This window comes from Leptospira stimsonii (assembly GCF_003545885.1).
Lineage (GTDB): Bacteria > Spirochaetota > Leptospiria > Leptospirales > Leptospiraceae > Leptospira > Leptospira stimsonii.
The window spans coordinates 1-23,703 of the sequence record NZ_QHCT01000016.1 but is presented as its reverse complement, the minus strand read 5'-3'; the positions used below and the strand labels follow the sequence as shown (position 1 = coordinate 23,703).

23 protein-coding genes and 1 pseudogene are annotated in these 23,703 nt (G+C 34.6%); 8 read left to right on the top strand and 16 right to left on the bottom strand.

Going from position 1 to position 23,703, the window contains the following annotated elements:
• The first annotated feature begins 105 nt into the window (after positions 1-105).
• From DLM75_RS23600 to DLM75_RS23580, 5 genes are all read left to right on the top strand, one after another.
• Positions 106-1,014, top strand: a complete 909-nt coding sequence (locus DLM75_RS23600; RefSeq protein ID WP_118970967.1) for an LA_3334 family protein — start codon at positions 106-108, stop codon at positions 1,012-1,014.
• 40 nt (positions 1,015-1,054) lie between these two features.
• Complete coding sequence (locus tag DLM75_RS23595; protein WP_118970966.1) at positions 1,055-2,479, top strand: SBBP repeat-containing protein; 1,425 nt, start codon at positions 1,055-1,057, stop codon at positions 2,477-2,479.
• A 34-nt stretch (positions 2,480-2,513) separates the two neighbouring features.
• Positions 2,514-3,875 carry a Kelch repeat-containing protein gene (locus DLM75_RS23590; RefSeq protein ID WP_118970965.1) on the top strand — a complete coding sequence of 454 codons (1,362 nt, stop codon included), beginning with the start codon at positions 2,514-2,516 and terminating at the stop codon, positions 3,873-3,875.
• Positions 3,872-4,456 (top strand): tetratricopeptide repeat protein, encoded by a 585-nt coding sequence (locus DLM75_RS23585; RefSeq protein WP_118970964.1) that lies wholly within the window; start codon positions 3,872-3,874, stop codon positions 4,454-4,456. Before DLM75_RS23590 ends, DLM75_RS23585 begins: the two co-directional genes overlap by 4 nt.
• A gap of 562 nt (positions 4,457-5,018) precedes the next feature.
• Positions 5,019-5,891 carry a tyrosine-type recombinase/integrase gene (locus DLM75_RS23580; RefSeq protein ID WP_118970963.1) on the top strand — a complete coding sequence of 291 codons (873 nt, stop codon included), beginning with the start codon at positions 5,019-5,021 and terminating at the stop codon, positions 5,889-5,891.
• A 317-nt stretch (positions 5,892-6,208) separates the two neighbouring features.
• Here DLM75_RS23580 and DLM75_RS23575 read toward each other — a convergent pair whose 3' ends face one another.
• Complete coding sequence (locus DLM75_RS23575) at positions 6,209-6,829, bottom strand: hypothetical protein (RefSeq protein WP_118970962.1); 621 nt, start codon at positions 6,827-6,829, stop codon at positions 6,209-6,211.
• A 78-nt stretch (positions 6,830-6,907) separates the two neighbouring features.
• Complete coding sequence (locus tag DLM75_RS23570; protein ID WP_118970961.1) at positions 6,908-7,681, bottom strand: hypothetical protein; 774 nt, start codon at positions 7,679-7,681, stop codon at positions 6,908-6,910.
• 224 nt (positions 7,682-7,905) lie between these two features.
• On the opposite strand from DLM75_RS23570, the gene DLM75_RS23565 reads away from it, so the two are divergent.
• Positions 7,906-8,421 (top strand): dsDNA nuclease domain-containing protein, encoded by a 516-nt coding sequence (locus tag DLM75_RS23565; RefSeq protein ID WP_118970960.1) that lies wholly within the window; start codon positions 7,906-7,908, stop codon positions 8,419-8,421.
• Positions 8,422-8,437: 16 nt separating this feature from the next.
• Here the strand turns inward: DLM75_RS23565 and DLM75_RS23560 are convergent, their stop codons facing one another.
• Both DLM75_RS23560 and DLM75_RS24780 read right to left on the bottom strand, forming a co-directional pair.
• On the bottom strand, positions 8,438-9,655 hold the full coding sequence (locus tag DLM75_RS23560) for a HEPN domain-containing protein (RefSeq protein WP_118970959.1): 1,218 nt from the start codon (positions 9,653-9,655) through the stop codon (positions 8,438-8,440).
• 133 nt (positions 9,656-9,788) lie between these two features.
• The gene (locus tag DLM75_RS24780) at positions 9,789-10,514 is read right to left on the bottom strand and encodes a putative phage abortive infection protein (RefSeq protein ID WP_241548031.1); all 726 of its coding nucleotides are present in this window, start codon (positions 10,512-10,514) and stop codon (positions 9,789-9,791) included.
• Positions 10,515-10,665: 151 nt separating this feature from the next.
• On the opposite strand from DLM75_RS24780, the gene DLM75_RS23545 reads away from it, so the two are divergent.
• The gene (locus DLM75_RS23545) at positions 10,666-11,328 is read left to right on the top strand and encodes a tyrosine-type recombinase/integrase (RefSeq protein WP_118970958.1); all 663 of its coding nucleotides are present in this window, start codon (positions 10,666-10,668) and stop codon (positions 11,326-11,328) included.
• Positions 11,329-11,397: 69 nt separating this feature from the next.
• On the opposite strand, the gene DLM75_RS23540 is transcribed toward DLM75_RS23545, so the two are convergent.
• The 3 genes from DLM75_RS23540 to DLM75_RS23530 form a co-directional block, all read right to left on the bottom strand.
• On the bottom strand, positions 11,398-14,070 hold the full coding sequence (locus DLM75_RS23540) for a hypothetical protein (protein ID WP_158586518.1): 2,673 nt from the start codon (positions 14,068-14,070) through the stop codon (positions 11,398-11,400).
• Positions 14,071-14,386: 316 nt separating this feature from the next.
• A complete protein-coding gene (locus DLM75_RS23535) occupies positions 14,387-15,274 on the bottom strand; it encodes a hypothetical protein (RefSeq protein ID WP_118970956.1) in 888 nt (295 codons plus the stop codon).
• Positions 15,271-15,525, bottom strand: coding sequence for an NINE protein (locus DLM75_RS23530; protein ID WP_118970955.1), 255 nt, complete (start codon positions 15,523-15,525; stop codon positions 15,271-15,273). Before DLM75_RS23530 ends, DLM75_RS23535 begins: the two co-directional genes overlap by 4 nt.
• 126 nt (positions 15,526-15,651) lie before the next feature.
• Here DLM75_RS23530 and DLM75_RS23525 point away from each other — a divergent pair, with 126 nt between their 5' ends.
• Positions 15,652-15,906, top strand: coding sequence for a helix-turn-helix domain-containing protein (locus DLM75_RS23525; RefSeq protein WP_118970954.1), 255 nt, complete (start codon positions 15,652-15,654; stop codon positions 15,904-15,906).
• Between the two features lie 382 nt (positions 15,907-16,288).
• On the opposite strand, the gene DLM75_RS23520 is transcribed toward DLM75_RS23525, so the two are convergent.
• From DLM75_RS23520 to DLM75_RS24595, 9 genes and pseudogenes are all read right to left on the bottom strand, one after another.
• On the bottom strand, positions 16,289-17,419 hold the full coding sequence (locus tag DLM75_RS23520) for an AlbA family DNA-binding domain-containing protein (RefSeq protein WP_118970953.1): 1,131 nt from the start codon (positions 17,417-17,419) through the stop codon (positions 16,289-16,291).
• A gap of 32 nt (positions 17,420-17,451) precedes the next feature.
• A complete protein-coding gene (locus DLM75_RS23515) occupies positions 17,452-18,039 on the bottom strand; it encodes a hypothetical protein (protein ID WP_118970952.1) in 588 nt (195 codons plus the stop codon).
• 32 nt (positions 18,040-18,071) lie between these two features.
• Positions 18,072-19,106: an SIR2 family protein gene (locus DLM75_RS23510; RefSeq protein WP_118970951.1), complete on the bottom strand. Its 1,035-nt coding sequence runs from the start codon at positions 19,104-19,106 to the stop codon at positions 18,072-18,074.
• A 776-nt stretch (positions 19,107-19,882) separates the two neighbouring features.
• Positions 19,883-20,395, bottom strand: coding sequence for a hypothetical protein (locus tag DLM75_RS23505; protein WP_118970950.1), 513 nt, complete (start codon positions 20,393-20,395; stop codon positions 19,883-19,885).
• The gene (locus tag DLM75_RS24160) at positions 20,340-20,771 is read right to left on the bottom strand and encodes a hypothetical protein (protein WP_147456698.1); all 432 of its coding nucleotides are present in this window, start codon (positions 20,769-20,771) and stop codon (positions 20,340-20,342) included. Before DLM75_RS24160 ends, DLM75_RS23505 begins: the two co-directional genes overlap by 56 nt.
• 89 nt (positions 20,772-20,860) lie before the next feature.
• Positions 20,861-21,847, bottom strand: a complete 987-nt coding sequence (locus tag DLM75_RS23500) for a hypothetical protein (RefSeq protein ID WP_118970949.1) — start codon at positions 21,845-21,847, stop codon at positions 20,861-20,863.
• 199 nt (positions 21,848-22,046) lie between these two features.
• Positions 22,047-22,502 (bottom strand): hypothetical protein, encoded by a 456-nt coding sequence (locus tag DLM75_RS23495; protein ID WP_147456697.1) that lies wholly within the window; start codon positions 22,500-22,502, stop codon positions 22,047-22,049.
• A gap of 164 nt (positions 22,503-22,666) precedes the next feature.
• Complete coding sequence (locus DLM75_RS23490; protein WP_118970947.1) at positions 22,667-23,002, bottom strand: hypothetical protein; 336 nt, start codon at positions 23,000-23,002, stop codon at positions 22,667-22,669.
• Positions 22,995-23,703 (bottom strand): annotated as a pseudogene (locus DLM75_RS24595) (hypothetical protein); the annotation flags it as partial. The gene DLM75_RS23490 and the pseudogene DLM75_RS24595, both read right to left, overlap by 8 nt.

The window sequence follows — 23,703 nt, the reverse complement described above, 5'->3', positions numbered from 1 at the left end:
ATTTTTGTTTTTAGTAATCAGTTTTCTTTGAATTGATACATTTCTTTGTAAATTGAAACCGAAATAATAACCCTGAGCCAAGCTTCCTTCTCAAAACTCTAAACAATGCTTAAATTTTGTAATTCTTTAACCCATCCACAGCCTTTCGTATTCTTATTTCTGACAATCTTCAGTTCATTCACACTATTTCCTGCTGAGATCGTAATGAAAGATGGCTCTGCCTTCATCGGAAAGATTCAAGAGGAATCAGACATTCGAGTGAAGTTCCAGTGGAAAGACAAGAGTTACGAAATACCGAGAAAGGATATTGTCTCAATAGATTTATCGAAAAACGGATCTGATACTTCCTACCATTACACATCTTTTCAACTAAAAGATGGAAGTATTATCAAAGGGATCGTAGCCGAAAATTCTGAAAAAGAAATTATGATCAAAACCGATCTTGGTTTCATTCATTTAGATAAAAATAAGATTCGTTCTTCGGATGCGCCTGAAATTGCTAATCCGAATTTGAATCCAAAATATCTAAATTCTGGAGAAAAGAATTGGAATCATAAATTTGGATTTTCACTTTCAGGTCTCGCCAATGGTGCTCCACTCGGAGCGTCTAACCCTTCTACATTTGGAACTGGTATTTATTTAGAACCTGCATTCTTTGAAATCTTTAGATTTCGCCCCGGACTCAGATTAGAATATCAAGAATCAAACTCTGGCTCATCACATTACTCATTCTTAAATCAATTTTTCTATTTCAATCGATCGTTTCGAATCGGAGAAAGCCTACTTTGGGATTTTTATACCAACGTAGGAATTGGCTCTTCTACAGTTCAGTACTCTGGAAACAGCCAAAGATTTTCTGGAACCAATCCTGCGACTTATTTAGAGTTTGGTTGGCAGGGATTACAATATAGATCCATTGTTTTTCGAACTGGTATTCGTTCGACGTGTATTTTCGAATCCAATGGTCAAGTATGTAATGTAGGCGTTGAATTGGGTGCTTTGTTGATATTATGATTTGCTTTATCTTTTATTTAAATAGGGGAGAAAAGAAAAGATGAACTTCAGACCAAGGATATTCAAGAATGTGCTTTTAATTCTTATTTTAACAGGAACCTTTCTTACCTGTAAGCATGAGAAGAAAGGAATTGATGATCTAACAACACTCTCCTTGCTTCAATTATTTTCTGGCATAACGACACCCGGACCAAAAGCCGAATGGACTCGGTTATTAGGGACAAGTTCAAGTGGAGGACTACAATCAAATTCAATAACCTCCGACTCAAGCAATAACGTTTATGTAACTGGACAAGCTTCTGGTAATTTCGATGGGCAATTACTCACTGGAATTTATGACCTTTTCGTATCAAAATATAACTCTTCCGGCTCTAAACAATGGACACGCTTAATGGGTGTTGTAGGCGACCAAACGACGGCCTATGCTATTACGTCTGATTCTTCTGGAAATGTTTACTCTGCTGGAACTACAAATGGAGCATTAGATGGAGAAGCTTTTGATGGTTCTCCTGATTTCGCGGATAGAAATTTGTTCATTGTAAAATTCGACTCCAATGGAAACAAACTCTGGACAAGATTGTTAGGCATAGCGACTGGTGGAAAAGCAGGTGCAACAAGCGTCGCATCCGACTCTACCGGTAATATTTTTGTTACTGGAACTTCTACAAGTGGGCTCGATGGACAGACTTTCGGAGGAGGAGGAGGAACAGGCTATTTTATAGTAAAGTATAATTCGGTCGGAGTAAAGCAATGGACTAAATTATATGCAGGCCCATCCCCTTCTGGAATTACATACGATAATTCTAATGGAAAGATTTATTTAACCTTCTCTATCCCCGGGACAACATTGAACGGAGTTTCAGCAACGGATTCTTTGCTAATTCAATTTGATAATAGCGGAAACAAATTTTGGACTAAACAGACTGGAATTCCTGGGAAAAACACAGTGTCTAATGCTTTGACCTTAGACAATTTCGGAAATATTTATATCACCGGTTCTACTAATGGAAATATTGACGATCAAGTAGAATCAGGAAACAACACAAGCGACCTACTAATAATCAAATTTGATAGCAATGGAAATCGTATTTGGACTCGACAGTTAGGGTTTACTGGATCAATTTTTGAAGTTTCGAGCAAAAGTGCAGTAGGAACAGGAATTGTTTTTGATAAGAATCAAAATCTTTATATTACAGGTTACACTACTGGAAATTTAGACAAACAAGTTCATTCGGATCCAAGCAATTCAAAACACAATGTGTTTCTTTCAAAATATGATTTAAATGGAAATAAAATTTGGACATCTATTTCCGGAACAAAAGGTTATCATTCTGATGCGTATTCGATCACAATTGATCAGTTAGGCCATCCTTATTTAACTGGTTACACTAATGGACCTTTGAACGGCGAAACTTTTGTTGGAACGCCAAGTCAGACTTCAGATCTTTTAATTATAAAATATTAATGTAATGTATGGACAAAATATCTGGAATTATGGAATGAAATATACTGTCTTATTCTTTATTTTTCTCACTTTCGTTAACTGCGGGAATTCTCCGCTGATTAATGGATCAAACTTAGATACGCACAAACTTGATGGATTCCCTCTGGTAGTTCCTGGACCAACCAGTGCCACCTTCATCTTTAAATGTAAGGCTGAATCTACTGCCGCAGTAGCATTTGGAAAAGGAAGTATCGAAGGAGTGATGCCGAGTATTACGAATTCCAAAGACCATATCGTGGTAGTAAACGGATTGGAACCTCAGACTAATTATTTTTACTCTGCATTCTGTGGAGATCTTCAATCTCCTCCCAATCCTTTGATGCTTACCTTTCAAACTTTGATCAGTGACCAACCTCAAAAGACAAGAGGGATCTGGCTTTTCGGAGGAATCGGAGCAGGAATTACTCCCGTAGCGCAAGTAGACTTGTATGATCCGGTTACAAATCAATGGCTCCCTGCGATTACAAATATTCCTACTCCGAGAGCTTACGCAAATATAACCTCTCATCAAGGAAAAATCTACGTTATGGGTGGCTTGGTAAAATCCGGCGGGGCTTTTGTAACAGTCAACACTGTCGATGAATACGATCCATATAACAACGTATGGAAGACCTTATCACCAATGCCAGACACTCACCAAGGAGGGATTGCTATCTCTGCTGGAAACCAAATCTACATCATCGCAGGAACCACTTCCGCAGATATGACGACTGGCACTTTAACAAATACAGTCTACAAGTTTACGCCGACTCTGGGAGCTAACGGAACTTGGTCAAAATTTGTTTCAAACAGCCCAATCTTCCAAAGAGTGGATATGCCTGGATGTGCGATCCAAGATACAATTTTCTTTTCTGGCGGTAGACGATCTACAGACGGTCAACCTTTCCAAACTTCAGATGCCTATATTCCCGCTGGAAACACTACCACAACCTTGGGTGAAGCTTCCATCAATCAAACCAGATATGGTTCCGCGGTAGCTTGTTATCGTCCCAATCCAAACGATACATTTCCAGCCGATCCACCCGCAATCTTAATCGCAGGAGGATCAAGCACGGCTGATATTGCCCAACCACCCGGCTCTGTGACCTCATCAAATAACTTTGATTACAGTTTAGCCTCTACCTCAAACTTTCTTCCTGGTGGAATCCTACCAACTACACTCTATTATCCTGCAATGGAAGTATCTTACGAACTCAGAAGAGCTTTCTTGTTTGGTGGAGCGAGCTTGACTAATGTTCCTTTAGATAAAATGTATTCTATGGATCTCGGAAACCCTACTACGACCCCTTGGAGAACGGAAGCGATTACTCTTCCGATTGCTCGATTCGGTCATAAGGCGGTGATACTCAGTCGATGAAGAAATTCAGCTTTAGTTTGGTTCTTTTCTTTTCGATTGGATTTTCAGGAATATCCGCTCAAGGAACTGAAGACAACCGCTATCAACAAATTCGAGATTATATTGACTCAAACCGAATCGCAGAAGCTCAATCTCTTTTAGATGAATGGATCCGACTCGATCCAAATGACGCTACAATTCAACTCTATCAAACTGAAGTCTGGATTCGAATAGCAGATCAAAAATACAAAGACCGAAAGTTTAAAACAGCCTTTGTGTATTATGAAAAAGCTTTTGCCAACTGGCCGAACAACCCTTCGGTCCGTGCCAGATATATTGAATTGAAAGATAAGAGACTCGTTGACCATGCAAACTCTTCACCAATTCTAAAAACTCGATTTACACCTTTTGGTTCTCAGGTCGGCGAGAATGGAGAAGTGATATCTCCTTTCAAAGAAATGAACGAGTCTTTAAAACAAATTCGTGATGAAATTCATATTCTACAAGAGAAATCAAATGCATTTTATCTGACGCTATCTCTGATATCGGTTTCGATCTTACTTCAGTGTTTTATTTTATTGAGGTTAGGATTTCGTCGTTAGAAGGACCTTATATAATTTAGATCTTGAGTCAAATCGCACTATCTATTCATTCTCTGGACAATTCGGAAATCATTCGAGGATACTATCTTGGTATTTCGTGCATTTTTTAGTATTTCGCTTTACGTCATTGCGCTATCTTGCAACTCAATTTCCAATCAATCGCAAACTTATGCAGTGAGAACCGAGGCTCCTTCTCACCCTATGCCTCGCGAAGAGCTTGAAACAATCAAGGCATGTAATCTAAAACTCGATAATTGCTTAAAATCATGTGATTTAGAATATCCGGACATGAATCCTCGGGACCCAAGAAGAGGAATCTGCCGAGATTCTTGTGTAAACAATTTCAAAGAATCGGACGGATGCTTAATCCATTACGAGACTGTGCGACCTAATAGGTACAGATCTAATATTGCTCCGTATCGTTAAGTGTCTTTCCACTTCACTTTTCTTTAAATATTCTCTATTAGTTTTATATCTAAACAACCGAATAAATTTCTAAAATTTAAGTTGTACCATTTTAAATTCCAAATCCTTTAACCATATGGGAAAGCTACGAGAAAAAATGATTTCGGACATGTATGTCTACGGATATTCCAAGAAGACCATCAAATCGTATACAGAATGTGTTTCAAGACTTACAGAATTTTTCAAACAGTCCCCTTTAACGTTAAAGCCAATTGATATCTATAACTTCTTCTTACACCTCCGAAAACAGGAACTAAGCGATTCCACAGTTCTTGTCTACTACAGCGCGTTGTCATTGTTCTATACACTTGCAAAGAAGAAATCTACGATGAAATTGATTCCTACCCCGAAGAAAAAGCCCAAAGTCGCTACAGTTCTGAATAAAACCGAGATAACTAATTTCTTAAAGCATTGTACTTCTATAAAAGAGAAAACAATCTTCACACTGTTATACTCGTCGGGTATCCGAATTGGAGAATTAGAACAGCTAAAAGTAAGTCACATAGATTTTGAACGGAAATCTATTTTTATAGAAGAAGGAAAAGGAAGCAAGCAACGATACGCAATACTATCCGACCAGGCCGCATATTTGTTAAATCAGTATATTCAAAGTTACCACCCAACTTCTTATATCTTTTTCTCATTTACTAAGGGTAGAAATTACCGAATTAACATTCGATGGATCCAAATAAAATTCAAGGAAATAAGCAAGATTGCCGGAATTATCAAGAAAGCAAGTGTACACTGTTTGAGGCATTCGTTTGCGACTCACCTTTTGGAAGACGGATATAGCATATTTTATATCCAAAAATTACTCGGGCATACGGCCTTGAATAGTACGCTTATCTATCTTCACGTAAATCCAAAATACTTGTTACAAATTCCAAGTCCTATGGAAAAGATTGATTCTGCTAGAATGAGTATTTTTGAAACTCCTTCTCAATATGGATTCGAGTTGCGAATACCTTAGACCAAAAAACTATTTCACGTTAAATCCGATTCGATTACTTCCGAGTTTAAAGCAATCGCACAGCGAGTATAGACTGGCTTCTTTTTAATTTCGTTCGGATAGAACTCAATCAATTCTTTTATATCTTCGAATTCGACCATGCATTCCAAATCTTCATCCAGACTCTTAGCATTTTTACAAATCGAAACGTCAAAAAAGTCCGAAAAGATGTGTTGGTAAGGATGACCTTTGGAGCTAATTAAAAAATATATTCTTACTATCCGATTAAATTTTATTCGAAATACAAACCTTCAATATCTGCCAACTCAACAAGGAATTCATTTATATGCATTTAACTCTTCTTTAGTAATCTTTTCCAAATATCGAATCTCATACTTATGCCTTATATCTTCTCTCCAATCGGTTTTCAATCCTAAGTATTTATTCAACATAGCCGAATTTTTATAATTTTCATAAATAGTCTGCTCGATCTCAGCCTTACGACTCTCAAGATTCGGATTGACGGTTCGCAAATGAGTGGCGTATATTTTAAATATTCTTTTAATTAAGATATCCTGCTTATTGAATATATATATTTTTTTATTCAGTTTGTTTTTACCCTTTATAAACCATCGCAAGGCCATAGGATATTTTTCTAAAAGCCTCAAATACTCTCTATTGGAAAGTGTAATCTTAGGTGGATTTAATTCCTTAGCTTTCTTAAGTGTTTTCGTTTTGCTGTGTTCGGCATACTCATCTACAATATATTTATACTGATCAATATACTTAGATGTGGCTAGTTTAATTTCCCAACCGATCGCGTATGAATGAAAAACCGGTTTCGGCAGTGGCAACAAGGGGAGCGCATGAATTTTTTTTCGAATAATATCCAACTCCCTTTGAAGCTTTAATAACTCTTTTTGTTTTCTCGTAATTTCAGAGCCTTTACCGTTCTTCATTATCCCAGACTGGCAAGAACGTTAAGTTAAATCAATATTTTTGGCTGTTTGAGAAGAGTAAAATTAGCACTACAATTGTTAATTGATTCGCTTAATCGCCTTTAGCGATGGGACTGAAATTCCGTATTTTCCACTTATCAAAACGGCTTTTTCATTGGGTTGACCAAACCGTTCCAAAACCTCATCTCTTAACAAATGAATAATCTCTCTAACAAATTTATTTATCGATCTCAATATATAGCCAAAAATGAATATTAGATCTCCGCGTCTTCCATCAATCGTAAAATTAGAATAAATAGTCATCTCCCATTGATCTTCCCTAAGTTTAAAATTTGCGATCGAACCAAAACTAGTTCCATGATGATTCAAGTGTGTGACCTCATCACGAATAATCTTTAGAAGCGGCTTCAGTAAATAGAGATTCACATCTTGAGCTAATTGATTATAGCTACTCTTTCTACGATCTAGAAATTCCCGTTGAAATCTTCTATGAATATTCTTATCTAAAATTGTCCGAGCAGTAAGAACAAAGGAATCAAATTCAAAGAATATAGAGTCCGGAATAATTGTCGAAAACCCAGAATCAAAATTAAATGTTATCCTGTCTCCTGAATTGCTTTGATTACTTCTTTGGGTAATCTCAACCTTCGCGCGATCAACAAAACTTATAAAATTCTCAGCGTGATAAATCATTTTGGTTAGATGACGCACAAATATAGTAATTAAAATCTCAAGTTCAGTTAATTGACGACTTTCAGTTTGATTTTCAAAAGCATGATTAGGGAAGACTTGCAATATCGACAATTTACTTTTTAGTAACTTTGTAAAATTTAATGTTTTATCTAACTTCATTCACTATTATACTCCTCAAATCAGAAAATAAATCATGTTTTACTATATTTTAAATGAGTATAGTATTAAAAATACGTTAAGCATTCTGTGAATAATTGTATGAAACAACTTAAAATTCAAAGTCCCAAGTCGAGAACTTTACTTTCAACGCAAATTAAAAACTAACAATAATAAAATTATCGAAAACAAAATTTCTGATGATCTCATACCAAACTATAGTTTAAATGGAAGAATTAAAAGTTAAGCGGGTATATTTGATGGCAAAAACCGGAGGCTCTGCCGCAAAATTAGGCAACCAATTTGAAGACTTATGGAGTTGGCGTGAAATTCTACGATTATTAGAAAATGAAATATTATCCATTACCTTTGAACCCGAAGATGACCCGGTTGGAATCGAATACGCTGTAACTTGCCTTGATGGCACCCGAGAATATCATTCAGTTAAGAATCGATCCGAAGCAAGCTGGACAGTTACTCAAATTGCCAAGCCAGATAATGATAGTGGTCGCTCAATACTGAAGGATTTAGTTCGAAGATTAGAATTAGATCAGACTGCAAAGGCATACTTTAAATCCTCTGCGAAAAATATAGCTTTGAGTAATTTGCCACCCTTATTTAGAAAACTTACATCTTTTCAGGAATTGAATTTTGAATTAAGTGCAAAGGAATCAGAAGAAGTGTCAGGCGAATACTGTCATTGTACAAATTTGGAAACAAAGCCGAACCGAAGTAAACGATAACGTTTCTTGAAATTACTTAATTATTACCGAACTTAGCATTCAATATTTTTTCTATTAAATCTTGGTCCCCTTTAAGAGATGGACTATTAACGATAAGATAATTCAGCATTCTTGTATAGAAATTTCGAATCTGATTTAAATCATCATCGGTAATTTGATGATTTGAACCATGTGCCAATTGACTCCTTTTATTATAAATGCTTTTCAAATAATCATAATATTTTCTTTTCTCAGAGTAGTTTGAACCTAAAATAAAAGCAATAGACTCAGCAAAATTACCAGATATCGGCACATTCTTTTGGTGCGGAACTAAGGACTCCATCGCTATGATTAGGTTTAATACTTTAGCTTCCAAAGAAAATGTTATATTAGCGTTACTCGCCCATAAAATTGAATTAACAATAACACTTGCCGGATAATGCAAATTTGAATTGGAAATCTGCGCAATTAAATATTTAAAAATCCCGCTATAGGCATCGTTCTTCATAATTTCATTTATATTAAGAGTCGCAACTCCAAAAAATGAAAAACTAAATCTCACGTTAATTTCAGAAATATCAATCTGGCCGCTTCGAATATTAATTTGCGATGTCCCAGGTAGAAGAACTACTCCCTCCTTTCGATCCTTTGTTAATAAAGCAGCAAAATTAAGAAAACGTAAAAGAATTTCCAATCGATTTTGTGCCTCTTCAGCTACCAGTTCCGGATCTTTTTTTGCACTGTATCGAAGAACGAGAAAGTTACCTTCCTTTAATAAGTATTTGTTAAAATCGAGGTAATTTTTATTTTTTTCCTTCTCATTAAATTTAGTATTAGCTTCAACTACTTTCTTCGTCGTCTCAAGTATCTTCATCCGCAATTCTGGAGTATAGTAATCAATAGAGAAATCTGCCATATCCATTTTGGAAGTTAATGCGCCACCCGAAAAAGGCAACAAAACTTCTGTATTTACAAAATCTTGATTATCAAACTGAATTAGATTCTCAATGAAAGCCAACGGAGAATCGGGGTTTTCGGCGAATTTATATTCCAATAGAAACGAATTTAATTTTTTTTCAATAGTTGTTTTAGATGTGTTCTTACCGGCTATTTTAATGGATACTAATTGTTTTAGAATATTTTGTTTTAATAGAATACTCTCCGAGTTGTTAATTGAAAAATATCTCCCATTTTCAGATTCATTCAAATCTAACAACTTAGTTATATTATCAGCAATTCTATCTCGAATCTCCATCCAACTCTCTCTCGAATCTTAAGATTAAATAAAACTCATAAAATTTATTCATAATTCACGTGCAAACAACTTATCGCTTCAACTGCGCCTTTGCGGAAGAATTGTGCAGTTGAAAATAGACCAGTAAATACTGTTAATTTGCTTTCGATTTAAAATTGAATTCATCCTTAAAAAATTCTATATGAGATAGATATTGATATAGAGCTGAATCTGTTAATTTAATTAGCTTACTTAAATACTCTATCTCCGAAGAAGAAAACTGTGATTTTACGATCTCAAAATAGAACATCTTCTTACTCTCTTCTACGTGAGGAGAGGAAACTACGTACTTGACAATGTTCTTTACCGTTTTAAAATAAATCTTTAGCCTTCCTTCTGGAAGAAGATCCTCTAATCGAGTCTCCTCATTTTTCCTATATTCATCCATCGCTTCTATAATCAATTTGAATAACTCTTCGCGTCCGGGATTGATTACCATGGTCGGATCGTGCAAAGGGCTGCTAAATTGTCTCGGTAGTTGAAAAGAATTAATCAAATCAATTAAGTTTTTTAAATAGCTAAAAAATATAGATTCGAAACCTTGTAATTGACTTTCAATTCTATTGTCTCGCGATTCTTGACGGATTATTTCAAACTCTTTCTTTTGATTTTTTAAAGTCCAAATAACGACTATGAAAGTCATGAAGCTTAATAATGGATTAAGTAGTCCTCCATAATAATCGCCAAATAAACCCCACGACTCTTGGCTATTTGAAAATCCATATCCGTCATAAAAGTGAAAGATATAGAGGACTAGCGGAAAGACAATTACGACCCCAGAGACTATCAATGCATAAAAGAAGATATCTTTTTTATTCATATTCGAATTTACTTAAGCGTTCGTCACCCACATCTTGCGACAACGACTTCGGTATATTAAAATTCGATTTTGGACTTTTCAAGAATATTTTCCTTTACAATTTTTCAATGTACTATATGTTTGTTTAGTATAGATATTTAAGAAAATACTCATGTCAGCAAATACAGCCAAAATACTCCAATTTGAAATTAAAAAAGAAAAAGGAGGCAGAAACTCGAAAAAGCCTACTGTCGATCCTTTAGGATTCACCAAAGGTTTAACCAATGAGACTATGAAGAACCTTCTCAAGCGGTTCTCGAATTCAACGAGAGAAGATAGTATCCGTAATCGGGCATTATTCCTCTTCATGTCTATCACCGGTCTTCGAGCTAAAGAGATCGTCGGTAGTAAATTCTCTGATCTGCTTAAAGGTCCGTCAGACGAAACGTTGCTAAAATATCGTAAGAAAGGAGGAAAGATCGGTTTCGCTGTGTTACCGAATGATTTAGTCGAGATAATAAAAGACTACCACTCACAGTTTCTAATTAAATCTGACTTCTTCTTTCATTCCTTACCAAAACGAAATCAAAGTCATCGCTCTCCCCTTTCTAAGCGCGGACTCCAATACGTTGTTTCTTCCTGGAATGTTAATACGTGCCAGGGAAGGAATATTCATTGTCATGCTCTTCGACACACAGTAGGTATTCGATTACTAGCTGAAGCTGGTTCGATTGCCGCTCAGAAAGTATTAGGACACTCTTCACCGGTTACGACTAGCAAATTCTATACTCAACCCTTCTATGATGGATCGAAATATCTTAGGGATTGGAATTAAGATTACTTTAATAAAACCTTTTCTAAATGAATTTCTCCACATTTACTCAAATAGAAAGGGTTAATGTTCCTAAGCAATTTTCTCATCCATCTCGATAACTAATCTTTCTTTGTTAAGAGTTTCTTCCACAAATTCTAAGAAATCCTTTTTCCCATAAGTGTGAACTATCTCACTAAATCGAATCGGAAAATTCGAAAAAACCAATACTGGCACATCCGAATTAATCCCTCTGGCTCTTCCCACTGATTGGGTAAGGTGGCTACTCGTATAATGCAATTGAATATCGATAATCCGTTTATCAGTTGATAGCAATTTCCGTCTAAACTTAAAGCCATTATATTCTACCTCATCATACAAATTATCTGAATACCTTCTCATTTTACTGGTATCATAACCTAACATTTCAGCCATTAACAATACATAATATTCGGGTGGATTGGGTGTCCCAATAACGGCTAATCGCTTCCCGTCTAAATGTCGAATACCTGCATTAGCATAAAAATGGGCAGATAAATTAATATCATTCGATGTGGATAAATGAGAGATAAGATTAAAATTGTTATCTCTAAGAAGTGCGTCTAATTTCTTAATTCTCTCGATTTTCTGTGCATTCTCTTCATCGCTTTTCTTTGATTCCTTTTTAAGGCTAGTTTTAGAAAAACTATACTGTGGGAATAATAAGAATTTTCCTTCCGGTTTGATGTTACCGATATCGTGCACTTTAAGTCGTTCCCCAAAATAACTTTCATAGGTCGGGATGTGTGGTGTTGCCGAAAGAATAACTGTTTTTATCTTAGGCAATTCTCGCTTTTGAATATAATGAATAATTTTATCAGATTTAAAAATGAACTCCGAATAAAATACGTCGAATATTTTTCGTGCATCCACAGGATCTCTTTTTTCAAATTTAAATTTACCTTCGGAATCAACTTTACGAGTTCTCCCTGTATTATATTCAATTAGATATTCACTTACATCAGTTAAATATCCAAAATCGAAATCTCCAACATATTTTGATTTTCCATCTTCTAAATCGATAAATTGATTTAGATATTGTCGAATATAACTGGAACTTTCTGATTTATGCTCTTCGCATATTTTAACAAATGTCTGTAAAGTATTTAGATCAATTGAATTCATTTTGAAAAGGGATTCTGAAATATCTTCATCAATGTAGATTGTCTTAATATTTTTAAAGTCTTCAAATATGTAATTTCGAACTAATTTTTCATGAGTTAATTTAATAATTTTCTCGTTCGAAATATCCTTAATACGATTAAAGTATTCTTCAAGATGCTCTAAAGAGCCTCGCTTTTCTAACGCTTTGTTATTGCCTCTCAAAGATTTTAATCGATATCCCTGATTTATTCTGCTTTCAATCTCTGGATACTTAGTCGTATTCAACGTTGGATAAGGAACTCCAATATCTAAACTAGCAAGTTGATCATGTCGTGGACCGGCGATTAAAATAGTTCCGTCGGTCTCTGAAATTCTTTCTAAGTAACTCGATTTACCTAACCCGGTAGGTGCAATTACAAGATGAACTGTATTGGAACTATCAGCTTCGACTTCTTTCCATACCGTTTCTAATTTCTGTCTCCCTACTTCTAAAGACACAACTACAGCATTATCTTTAATAGGTTTTATTTTCCTAACATCATCTAGCCAAAGCGTTATTAGATTTCCCTTATTCCCGCATGTCTCGAATTTAGAACATGATTTTTCGCAACTTGTTGGATTGTAGTCTTTAAGTTCTTTGACTAGTTTATTATAGTAATTTACACCACGCTGTTTCTGGTCGAAAGGTCTTTTTGAAACTTTATTCCTTAATTCCTTTAATCCGCCTTTAATATGGATTAAATTTGTGATCATGTGAAATAATTCAGCATGTGAGGATTCGTTAAAATCTCTATATAATTCACAGTTTTCTTCTAGTAAGTTCCAATCATAAGAACGGATTCTAACTCGGTCTGACTTTTCTTTGGATTTTCCCGATCGCTTAGAGGAATGGGACTGATCGATGGAATATGTTGATTTTTTGTCAGTCTCTATTATATAATTATTAGTAACTGCCAATTTTTGGCAGAAATACTCTTTTAAACTAGTAACTTCAAAATCACTATCGATTAAATCATTCAGTTTTAAGTCTTCGATGAATTCTTTAATCGTTAAATAGTCACTATATTTTCGAATTATATTGCTAGCCTCATTTCGATTCGATTCTCCATTAAAATACATGCGTAAACAGGCTTTAATATCGAAAACATTGGTTAAATCTAGAATTTCGTAACTTCCATTATGAATAGTACAGTATGCTCTTGCTTTATCCGTACATTTTACATCATGATTATAAACTTTAACGCAAGCATTTAATAAGACTTCATGAAGTGTTGAGTTTGCTGATATTGGCAATGGACATATAACACGGAAACGATCGGCAACTACTCCGTTTTTCGGTTTTTGATGGCTTTTAGTCGGAAGTATTGCTATGGCTTGATTTTTAAAAGTTTCTTTCGCTTCATCAATTGAAGGTCCATTATCGATATCCAGCATAATTAGATTGGCACTTTCAAAATTCGTATTTTTCCTATGGCCCTTTGCACTATCTTTAAACTTCGCAGGAATAATCGAATGACCGGATACTAGATCCTTTAAGAATTCATCTACACTTACATCCTTTTGTACGAATCCATAGGTATGTGCATCATCCGTTGGCTTGAAGACAGGTTTACTTGATTTCAAATACGTAACGTTTCTCATCTTTAAAACTCTCTTTAATTAAATTGATAGAGTAATTTCTTACCCCTCTATTAGTTAAAATAGTAGTAAAGTGGATAAACTGTTTCGTACTTTTTTGAGAAAATGCGGAAATTATTTGAAATCGCTGAATATTTTTTTTGAAGAAAATAATTTTAAAGTCTGTTTACGGTCGGAGAATTAAGAACGAAAAAGTCTAAGGCCGAGGTCCAAATATAACCAAAAGATTACTCCAAAACATTTATTAAACAATGCTCTGGAGTTTTGCAAAAGGGTACTAATTATTATCCTGTTAATAAGATTAAAGTCTGATAATATCAAAACAATCGCGAACTTCGTCTAAACAATTCAAATATTTATTTCTATCTATACCACTTTTCGAGGTACAGTATGTGGTATAAGTATTGTTGTCTACTTGCATTCGATTATAATATTGGGTTAATGTAGCCAGAAATCTCTCATGTCTTGCTAAACATTTATTTTTATTTTTCTTCTCGAATTCTTGCACAAAGTTTAGAGAAGGACATCCTTCAATACCAGATAATCGTTCTTTTCCATTTTCTTTAAGATTCATTCTGAAATAAGAACAATAACTTTTAACCTTATTATCCTCATCACGCAATCTTCTAACTTCATAAAAATCCATTCCTTGGCTATTCAGATCAACTTCTATCTTAGAAGGAGGCGAATCGAATTCTTTAGCATAAAACAGCAAATTATTCTCAACTTTGAATGAGATGTCTTTATTTAAAGAGGCAAGATTTAAAGGCTCGCGCGAAATAACACTTTTCGCATCTTCTAACATTACTCTTGTTGAATCAATTGAACGAAATGGGATAGTAAAGGATTCGAATAGAAGAATAGTTAAAGGAATTGGAAAAAGAAAAATACAAAAACCCATAGCTTTTTGGCACATATCATCAGTAAGCTCTGGTTTTCGGATTAATTCATAGGTAACTTTTGAATCCTCTTTTTTGACTTTTATTTTTTCAGCTTTTATTCCCGTTTCAATTACGAACTTAGAACCCTTAAAAGTTATCTTTGGCTCGGGACCAGTTATATAAATATACTCATAAGTATCCTCTCCAACAACTTCTGAAGAAATTTTATTACCTTTCGTTTCTCGAATATAGTAACAACTGTTAAAAATCCAAATAAATAATATGATTAAAATAAATCGCTGTTTCATGCTTCGGCCCTCTTTTGCGCTACCGCGTTCGCTAACGTTACAGTTCGAATTTCCTTTAGCTCTTTTTTGGTATTAATCGCGTCCACCTGGCTCCCGAGAGTAAACAGATCAAAGAATGCACCAAAGCCAAATAAACCTAACGTGCACATCCAAAGTATACCCGTTCCAATCTTGCCTAAGTAGAATCGGTGCAGTCCTAATATACCAAATCCAATAAACCAGAAAAGGTAAGCTGTTCCTTTTGATTTCATTTAATCGCTCCTAGGCACAATTTAAGAGGCATATTATATTTGTCAAATACGTACTTTACGACGTGTCGTTTGTGACTTGCCTCCAAGCCCGTGGCATGATGGCCGAATTTCTGCTAAATTGTACAGGTGGAATTTGTTAAATTTAAAGCATTAGTTGCAAATAAGATAAAAGAGATCAGGCTTAAGAAGAAAATTACCCAAGAGGGTGCAGCTGGACTAAAGATAGGTGTCAGAACCTACCAGAGAATTGAATCCGGCGAAACGTCTCCTAATATTGAGAGCATTTTTGTTATAGCGAGAAACCTTGGGGTTCATCCAAAGGAAATTTTCGATGTAAGTTTAGAGGAAAAAACTAAAACGCAATCAAATAAAGAAAAGTAAAAGAGAGAAATCCTCTTTCCATTTTGGAAAGCGCATCGTAAAGTTTTGGTGTCTCCTTTCACACTTAAAGCCATTTAAGGTTTTTTTTACCATGACCTATAATATCCTTATAGAGGTTGGTAGAAAAGCACTTGTTTTTACGATGCCGATATGCTTTGGAAATGTACTTTCACGGATAAGTCCAAAACATTAGTAAAGCATTACTCGAAGAAACACCCGTCATTCTTTTCCATTGTAAGTAATAATTGCTGAGTAGGATTCGCACCTGATATGACGATTACTATGCATAATTTCCATTCATCCGACTTTCTGGGACCATCACAAGAAAATACAACTTCGCTTCAAAATTTACGAATTCGAGCTTGATGCTAAAAATTTTCTTTTAAGATTTCTTTTTAAAATGCACCTTCTTAAAATCTTCCCATGTTACTTCTATTTCGTCATGTTCAAATATAATCTCCAGATTATGTAAGAAAGGAACTTCCAATCCATCGCAATATAACTTAGATTCTATTATTAATTTTCTTTTGCGATGAGGGTTGATATATATAACACCAGAAAGATCAAGATTCCTTTTTGCATGAAGCGTTTCAATTGAAGAGTAAATGATTATTTTATTAGCTTTCCTAACTATATTTATATCACTTAGAGAAATTGCCTTACTCAAGCTCAGAGCTTTTTGCATTGAATCTTGAGTTGGCTCTCCAGGCTCGTCACCATCCTGAATTATATCTATATCTGTATCAAGAATTGAAAGTTCGATCTTTAAATTTTTCGCCTCGATATCACCCTTATTTTCAATCTGAATTTTTAAAGATGCATAAGCCATTGAAAAATTAAAATACTCAATTACATCTCTAAAGTAATCTTCGTTCGAATGCATTGGAAATGAGTATAACGAATCCGATCTAATTAGGAAATCCGGAATCTTATCAGATATCTTAAGCATTTTCGTGGAATATGATAATGACTTATTTAAATTCGGGTCCCCTTCACGCTTAAAAATATTAATATCCAATTCCGGGAGTTTTCTTCCGTAATGCAGTGAATTCCCCATTAAGCTAATTTCTTCAAGATTAGCCTCCGCGGTGGATGACCCTCGTCGAACATAAACAATATTTTTCTTTAAAGTTCCATAATCCTTATTTAGATAAATTGGCCTCGTTTGAACTGGGATTTTAAAAATTCCAAAGGTCTTATTTTCAAAAGGATAGGTTTTGTATTGAAAATTACAAATTCGGTTTACTTTTCCAGTTACAAATTGCTGAAATTTTGCATCATCAATATGTTCGGTAATTCCAAATAGCTCATTAGGCTTTTCTGCTTTATCTAATACTCCTAAAACAATATAACCGTCACTTTGCCTCCAAGAATTGGCCATAGCTAAAATGTCTTTAAGTAATTTAGATTTTTCCTCGTCCGAAGCATTTGTAAATTTATACTGATCTCTTTTGAAATCTAAAGAATCGCTTTCTGATTCAAATAAAAAGCGAGTAAAATATTCATCGTTCATAGGTTAATAAAAAAAATACTATTTATGACTATTCAATTTATTCTTGGATTTTTTTTAAGATTCGAAAGATTAAATATTTGATTGAGAATAAGCAAATTCCGACCATTTTCAGTGGTTGGATTCACGAAGTGAACTGTCTCGTAGATCGAATCATTTCCAATCTGATGCCAAATAATTAAATCTATATTCTTTAGGTTATTTCGCATAACTTGAAAGTCTTTTCGAGAACGAATATTATAAACTTCTTCTCCCTGAACGCTCATCGACCCATTTATGCTTTGCCAAAAATTACTAAAATTTAATTGAAAATCTGAAGATGTGATTATTAGCACATTCGGCACCATATGCAAACTATTGAATGTTTTAAACTGCGCAATCGAATCATAAACGATTCTAAATAATTTGTTTTCCGTCGTTCTAAAAGAATAACCACCAGACTCTTGATTTAACAGTAGCTCAGGAGATTTAACTTCAACAAAAAATAATTTACCGTCTTTAGATGATACTCTAAAATCAGGAACTCTTTGATTTGGATAATGGTTTTCTTCAATTTTTTCAACTTCTAAATCAAATGATATTAAATATTTTTCGACTATTTTCTCATATTTATTTAATTTCATGAATGTATCCTTAAAATGAATAAAACCATTCTCTAATTTTCAAAAGTTGATAAATATTCCATCGCATCCATATTTACGAACTGAATATCGTGTTCATGTTTTTCTGTCTGAAAAACTTTTTCAATTCTTAGCTTTTGAATTTCTGTAAAACTTGGAGCAACAACTCTTATTTTCTTTCGATTTGGTTCAGGAGGGATTCCTGCGCCTGCTCTAAAAAGAAATTCAACTAAAGTATCTGACTCTGGAAGAGAATATCCAATTATATGTATTTGCTTTGCAGTCATAATTGCATATTTTGCTTGATGCCATAAATTTCTAATTATTTTACTTTGATACGTTTTACCAGAAACAGGTGGAATTATGAAAGGATATAGCTTATATGGCTCGTTAAAATAACCTGATATATAATTTTCATGTATAGGCATATCTGGTTGATATTTACTAAGATAAATTTTCTCAACAGTCTGATTATAAATTTCCTCTGGGGGTATTCCCCAATTCAATGAGCCGTGAAGTTTCAATAATCTTGTATTATTATTCTTTCTAAGATCTCGGTTATGCTTTTCGTTCGTAAAGAAATCATATACTGGAAGAGAATAACCAGTAGCCAAATCCCAGTCGTCATCTTTCAGTAAGAAATGTTCGATAATAGTATCGTAGTTAAAACTAATTATTGGAGTTTCGCTTTCCTTAATTCTTTTAGAAAATTTTTCTAAAATCTTCCTATTCTCGAAACCATCTTCTTTCTCATGAATCGTCGGATTTCCGTAAATATCAGCAATTAATGATAATAAATCTATATATAGCTCTCGATAAGTTTCTACAGTTTCTCCGGAAGATTGAAATGGATTTGAAAGTAGAAAAGTAGCGAGCTTTTCAAAATTAACTTTTTCAGAATCAGGGCTGAAAAAATCTTTTATAAATTCGGTTAAGCGATAGAATTCACGTTTTTCAGAATTCCCATGATCAAAAAGTACAAAGTTAACAAGATCATCCGTAAGAGGCATTAGATCTTTGCAATAAGAATGGCTAAAACCAGCTCCAAGTATAAAAACTTCATCTATCATAATCTTTTTGCATGTTAAAACGTCACGTCTTGTAGCCAAACTAGAACTTTCACTTTAAATAGATATTGTTGTCGACGACTACAAATTATACTTGTACACAAACTCAAATTTCTTCAAAATGGAAACAACTGGGGAATTTCCCCAGTCGCTTCAAAATCAATTTTCGCTTAATCGGAGGGGGAAGCGCCTACTTCTCCTTCCGAACTCCCTTAAAAGGTTCTCCATCGGACTTCTGGTCGATGAACCGTCCTGTTTCAGTATCCCTTTTAACGTAATTACCCGTTAAAGGATTCTTTACTTGGGAGCGGCCTTTGACCATTCCATTCCGATGACCATCACCTTTTGGTGGATTTGTCGCCATATTTACCTACCTAGATTCAAATATATGAATCCCGAAAAGCTCACGAACAAGGAAGGATTATGTCTCTATATGCCATCTTTCTAAAATTCAAAATTGGGTTCGAGTATTTTTCTAATATAAGAAATTAGAAATGTAGATAACGCCGAGGAACGTATCTACTTTGCTACAAGATTTGAACGATTGTTAGATATCGATCGAATATACAAAAATAGACCAATCAAGCTCAGAGGGGAGCTTCCGAAGCAAAGACGTTCCGGTTAAATATTGGAAGAATGAGAATAATGACAAAGGAACGGATAATGTAAAAGGGAGCGCGTCGTAAGGCCTAGGTTTCCCTTCTATCCTCCTAAAGTAATTATAGAGGTTGATAGAAAGCACTGAATTTTAATCCGCCGATTACCTGATAAGAAAATGATCAGGAGCTGAAATTCCAGTGAAACTGAATTCCAGAGGACATTTCTCTAAATACGAAACCATCACCTAAACCTACAAGGCGCAACTCGAACTTAGTTGGAATCGGGATATTGTTATCCTGAAAAGCAGTTTTGATTTCATTAAAATTGGTATCTTCGAAATACTTTTGAATTAAAGGCAAGATATCAAGCATTCGATCAACCTCAAAGACATCCATAATATTTGTTCCATTCGAACTCATACCACCACCGATTGGTGCATAGACTTTGTCCTCAATTGTTATCATTAGATTCAAACCTAATTTTCTTAACTTCTGACGGTTTTCTTCATTGGGTTCCAGTGATCCACGTCCAATTCCCCGCAATCGAAAAGGCTCAAGGAGTTCAGGCCAATTCGAATACAGAATTTCGATTAGTTGTTTTTTAGCAAAAACATAATCTTCATTATGAGGTCTGATATCAATTAGATAAGCAAATTCCGGATTGAAGAAAATGAAGAGAAGTAAAATCCGCACGTTTGTAGAAAAAGTCTGAAGGTGATTTCTTTTTGTTTGAAATGTGAAAATGGTTTATCTTCCAATCGTTTAATAGAAGATCATTATAATCCTGTTTAAAGGCATAACTACTGAGGTGGCCTTCAAAGTTATTACCGGATTTGATTTTTTCAAGAATTTCAGTGATTGCATTTTGATCTTCTAAATTAAGTCGGCTTCGCTTAATAGACAATTCTTTTGAAGACAGAACTTTCCTCGGTTGTGCCGAGACCAATTTTGATACTGAGTTCAAGTAAAGCCGTAAAATTTTATCTGGTTTATCTGCGTCCGGAATTTGAATACCGCGCGATGTGAAATATGCACGAGCCATCAATAGAAGATCATTTGTAAAATTCATAATAAGTTTGTTATTATTGAAAGGGTTTTTAATAACTATTAATCGGCAATTTTAAAGTTCAAAGAACTGATGTTAGACGAATAAAAATCTCAATCAATTTTATAATTGAACTCGATAGGATTTTTTCCGAGTTTAATTACTTTCTGTAAGCAAGAAACTAAAAGCACCTGCGAAAATTCAACTGTTCTCAAGAGATCATCATCGTATTGGAGGGTTCCTGGCTCCATAAAATGAGTTCCGAATTTCTTGGTTGGAATATCAATACCTCCATGTAAAAATTTAGATCTGAGATTATACATTTTTGAAATTAATTTTCTGCCTTTTTCATCTGATCCGAGTAGCGTAAAAATCTTCGATCGAACTTGATCCATTATTCCAGCAGACTCCTTTGTGAAAAGAGCTTCAATTCCAACCATTGACCACATTAACAAAAGCTCGTTGGTAGGTTGTGGAGTAAATAGATAAGTAAAAGCTGATATGGATCGTTCCACATTCGTGGAACTAAAGCCTGGCAATAACGCATCACCCTTCCTAAAGAATTTTATTACTTTACTTAGAGGCAAAGAATCGATAGGCGGCCAAACAATGTGTTTACTCATTTCAATTGCATTTGCAAAAGTTTTACCAAAAGGTGGAAGAGTTATGTTATATAAATTATTTATAATCACTTTTCCAAAATAAAATTCAAAAGCCCCTGGTTCTGATAAATGAACAATTAATAATAAATCGTAAATGAATTTAACGAAATAGTGACTGAACAGATGGAGAACAATATTCTCTTCAGAATTCGGATCATCTGCCCGAAATTTTCGAGCCTCAAAGCATTCGGATGGAACAAATTCTGTGATAAAGCAAATACTTTCCTCTGAAATCCCCTCTTTATCATTCTTACTTTGATAATTAATTTCAAATGAAAAGTTTTTATTTTCTGGATTATATAATGGTAACTTTCCGGATAACTTAATCAAGTCTGTTATTGCTCTTTCTCTTCTATCGAGCAAATCTATATTCTCTTGTCTTATTGGAGCTAATGGATACGTTGCAACAAAAGTAGCTTTTTCATTAGATTTTTCCATCGTTGTTTGATCTTAGCCGACTAGCGACACTTTGATGTATTATTTTTTTAATTTTATAAGCACAATAAAGTCACGCGTCAGGAGGTCTTGATATCCTTTTTTTACCCTTAAAGTAATTAAGTTCTTTTTTTACCAAGTCCTATAATATACTTATCGGTGTCGGTAGAAAACATTGGTTTTTAAGCCACCGATTCTGTTTTCAGATTATTCTTTTCAATCTCCGATTCACCTTCTGTACCAAAACATCGCAAGCCTCACCCCAATTTTTTTCATATCGATCGCAGAACTTCCATTTTGCTACAATGATCGCTTTATTCCAATTCAAGAGATCTTGATCCATTGACTTTCTTCGATAACGTTTTCTTAGTCTATCAATTTGTTTTGTAATTTTATACTTTTCAATTTTGAATTTAGGCTCTCGACTGCACCTTCCTTTTAACTTCTGCACTTGCATTCGGGAAGTATGAATCCAGAGTGCATCTTTAATTTTAATAAATTTCCCTTGATTCATCTTTTTCAAAATCCGCGATTCAGTTTCTTGCCAGGCTGTATATAGATCGTAGCAAAATTTAAGTTTTATTTTTTGAATTCGAAGGTATCCCTTCCAAGGATCAACGTTTCTCTCACTTTTCTCTTTTGAAGATAGCTGAAGCAATTTGATCTTGTTTCTGTTAAGACATTGAGACCAAGTTCGCCCTCTTACATCTTCCCGAGTCCTATACCAAGCCCATTTAATCCTTTGATAATGTCTGATTCGAAGTCGATCTACGATATTTCGAATCGAATGTTTCGGAAATTGAATTTCAATGCTTATTCGTTTCAATTCCTAACCTTCTTTGTTTTCTTTTCAGAGAAAGAATATCCTTTTTCAGAACCTCTAAAACGAATAATCTCAGCGGCTATTTCAATGATTTCTTCCTCGGAAATATGACGAGCGAGATACGAAATCGTCTTATCAACCAGATAATGATTCTCTATTTCCGATATCCCGACCTTCTTAAACGGCTCTCTCAGTTCTATTTCAGCAGTCAGCGGTGTTAAGATTCGACCCGTTAATGCACACTTACGATCGTATTTATCGAGAAGCTCGTAAAAATCATTTGCTGTAAATTTAAACGTAGCTTTTGGTTTTAGATTCTTTTCTGTCTTAGCCATTCAGATCTCCTAATAATTCCATTCTTCTCTTCTTATTGATTCCGTACTTATTCCTTCCACCAAACGTAGGATTCTCAAAAACAATATCTATATTTTCTTCAACCTTCTCCTTATTCTCATATTTGATCCTATCAAACGTATAGAGTACGTCGGGCAATTCCGGTATGAGTTTCTTAAGTATGTATTGCTTTCTTTCGTATTTGTTCTTTCCAACTTGTTTGATATTGGCGATTCCAAGTTTAGCCCATCTTTGAATAATCCGAAACATGGGCATGTGCGTTGTTAAATCTTTAAAGTCATGTTGCAATAGATTATAATCGGTTTCATAACTCAATTGATTCCAGATCGAATAAGCGACTGAGTTATAAAACTTTTCTTTTTGTTTTCTTAGCATTGGACCTGTCTCCATAAAATCCAAATAATCGATGTGAGCTTGTTTGAGTTGGAAAAGATGATTCTCATCGAATAAGAATCGGAATTTTTTACTGATACTCTTCCGGCTTCTACTATGATCCGAATGAATTCTTGTGAAAGTTGAGGGGGACGAATAAAGTAGGTTTTGTCTGTTTTTAAGAAGATTAATGAGTTCCTTGCCAGTTTCACGGGTGTTCTTAGAAACCCTATATCCCTTCCCTACATTCCGCAATAATCCTAACTTCTTCTTACCAACGAGCCTTTCTAAACCATAGACTCGAATTCCT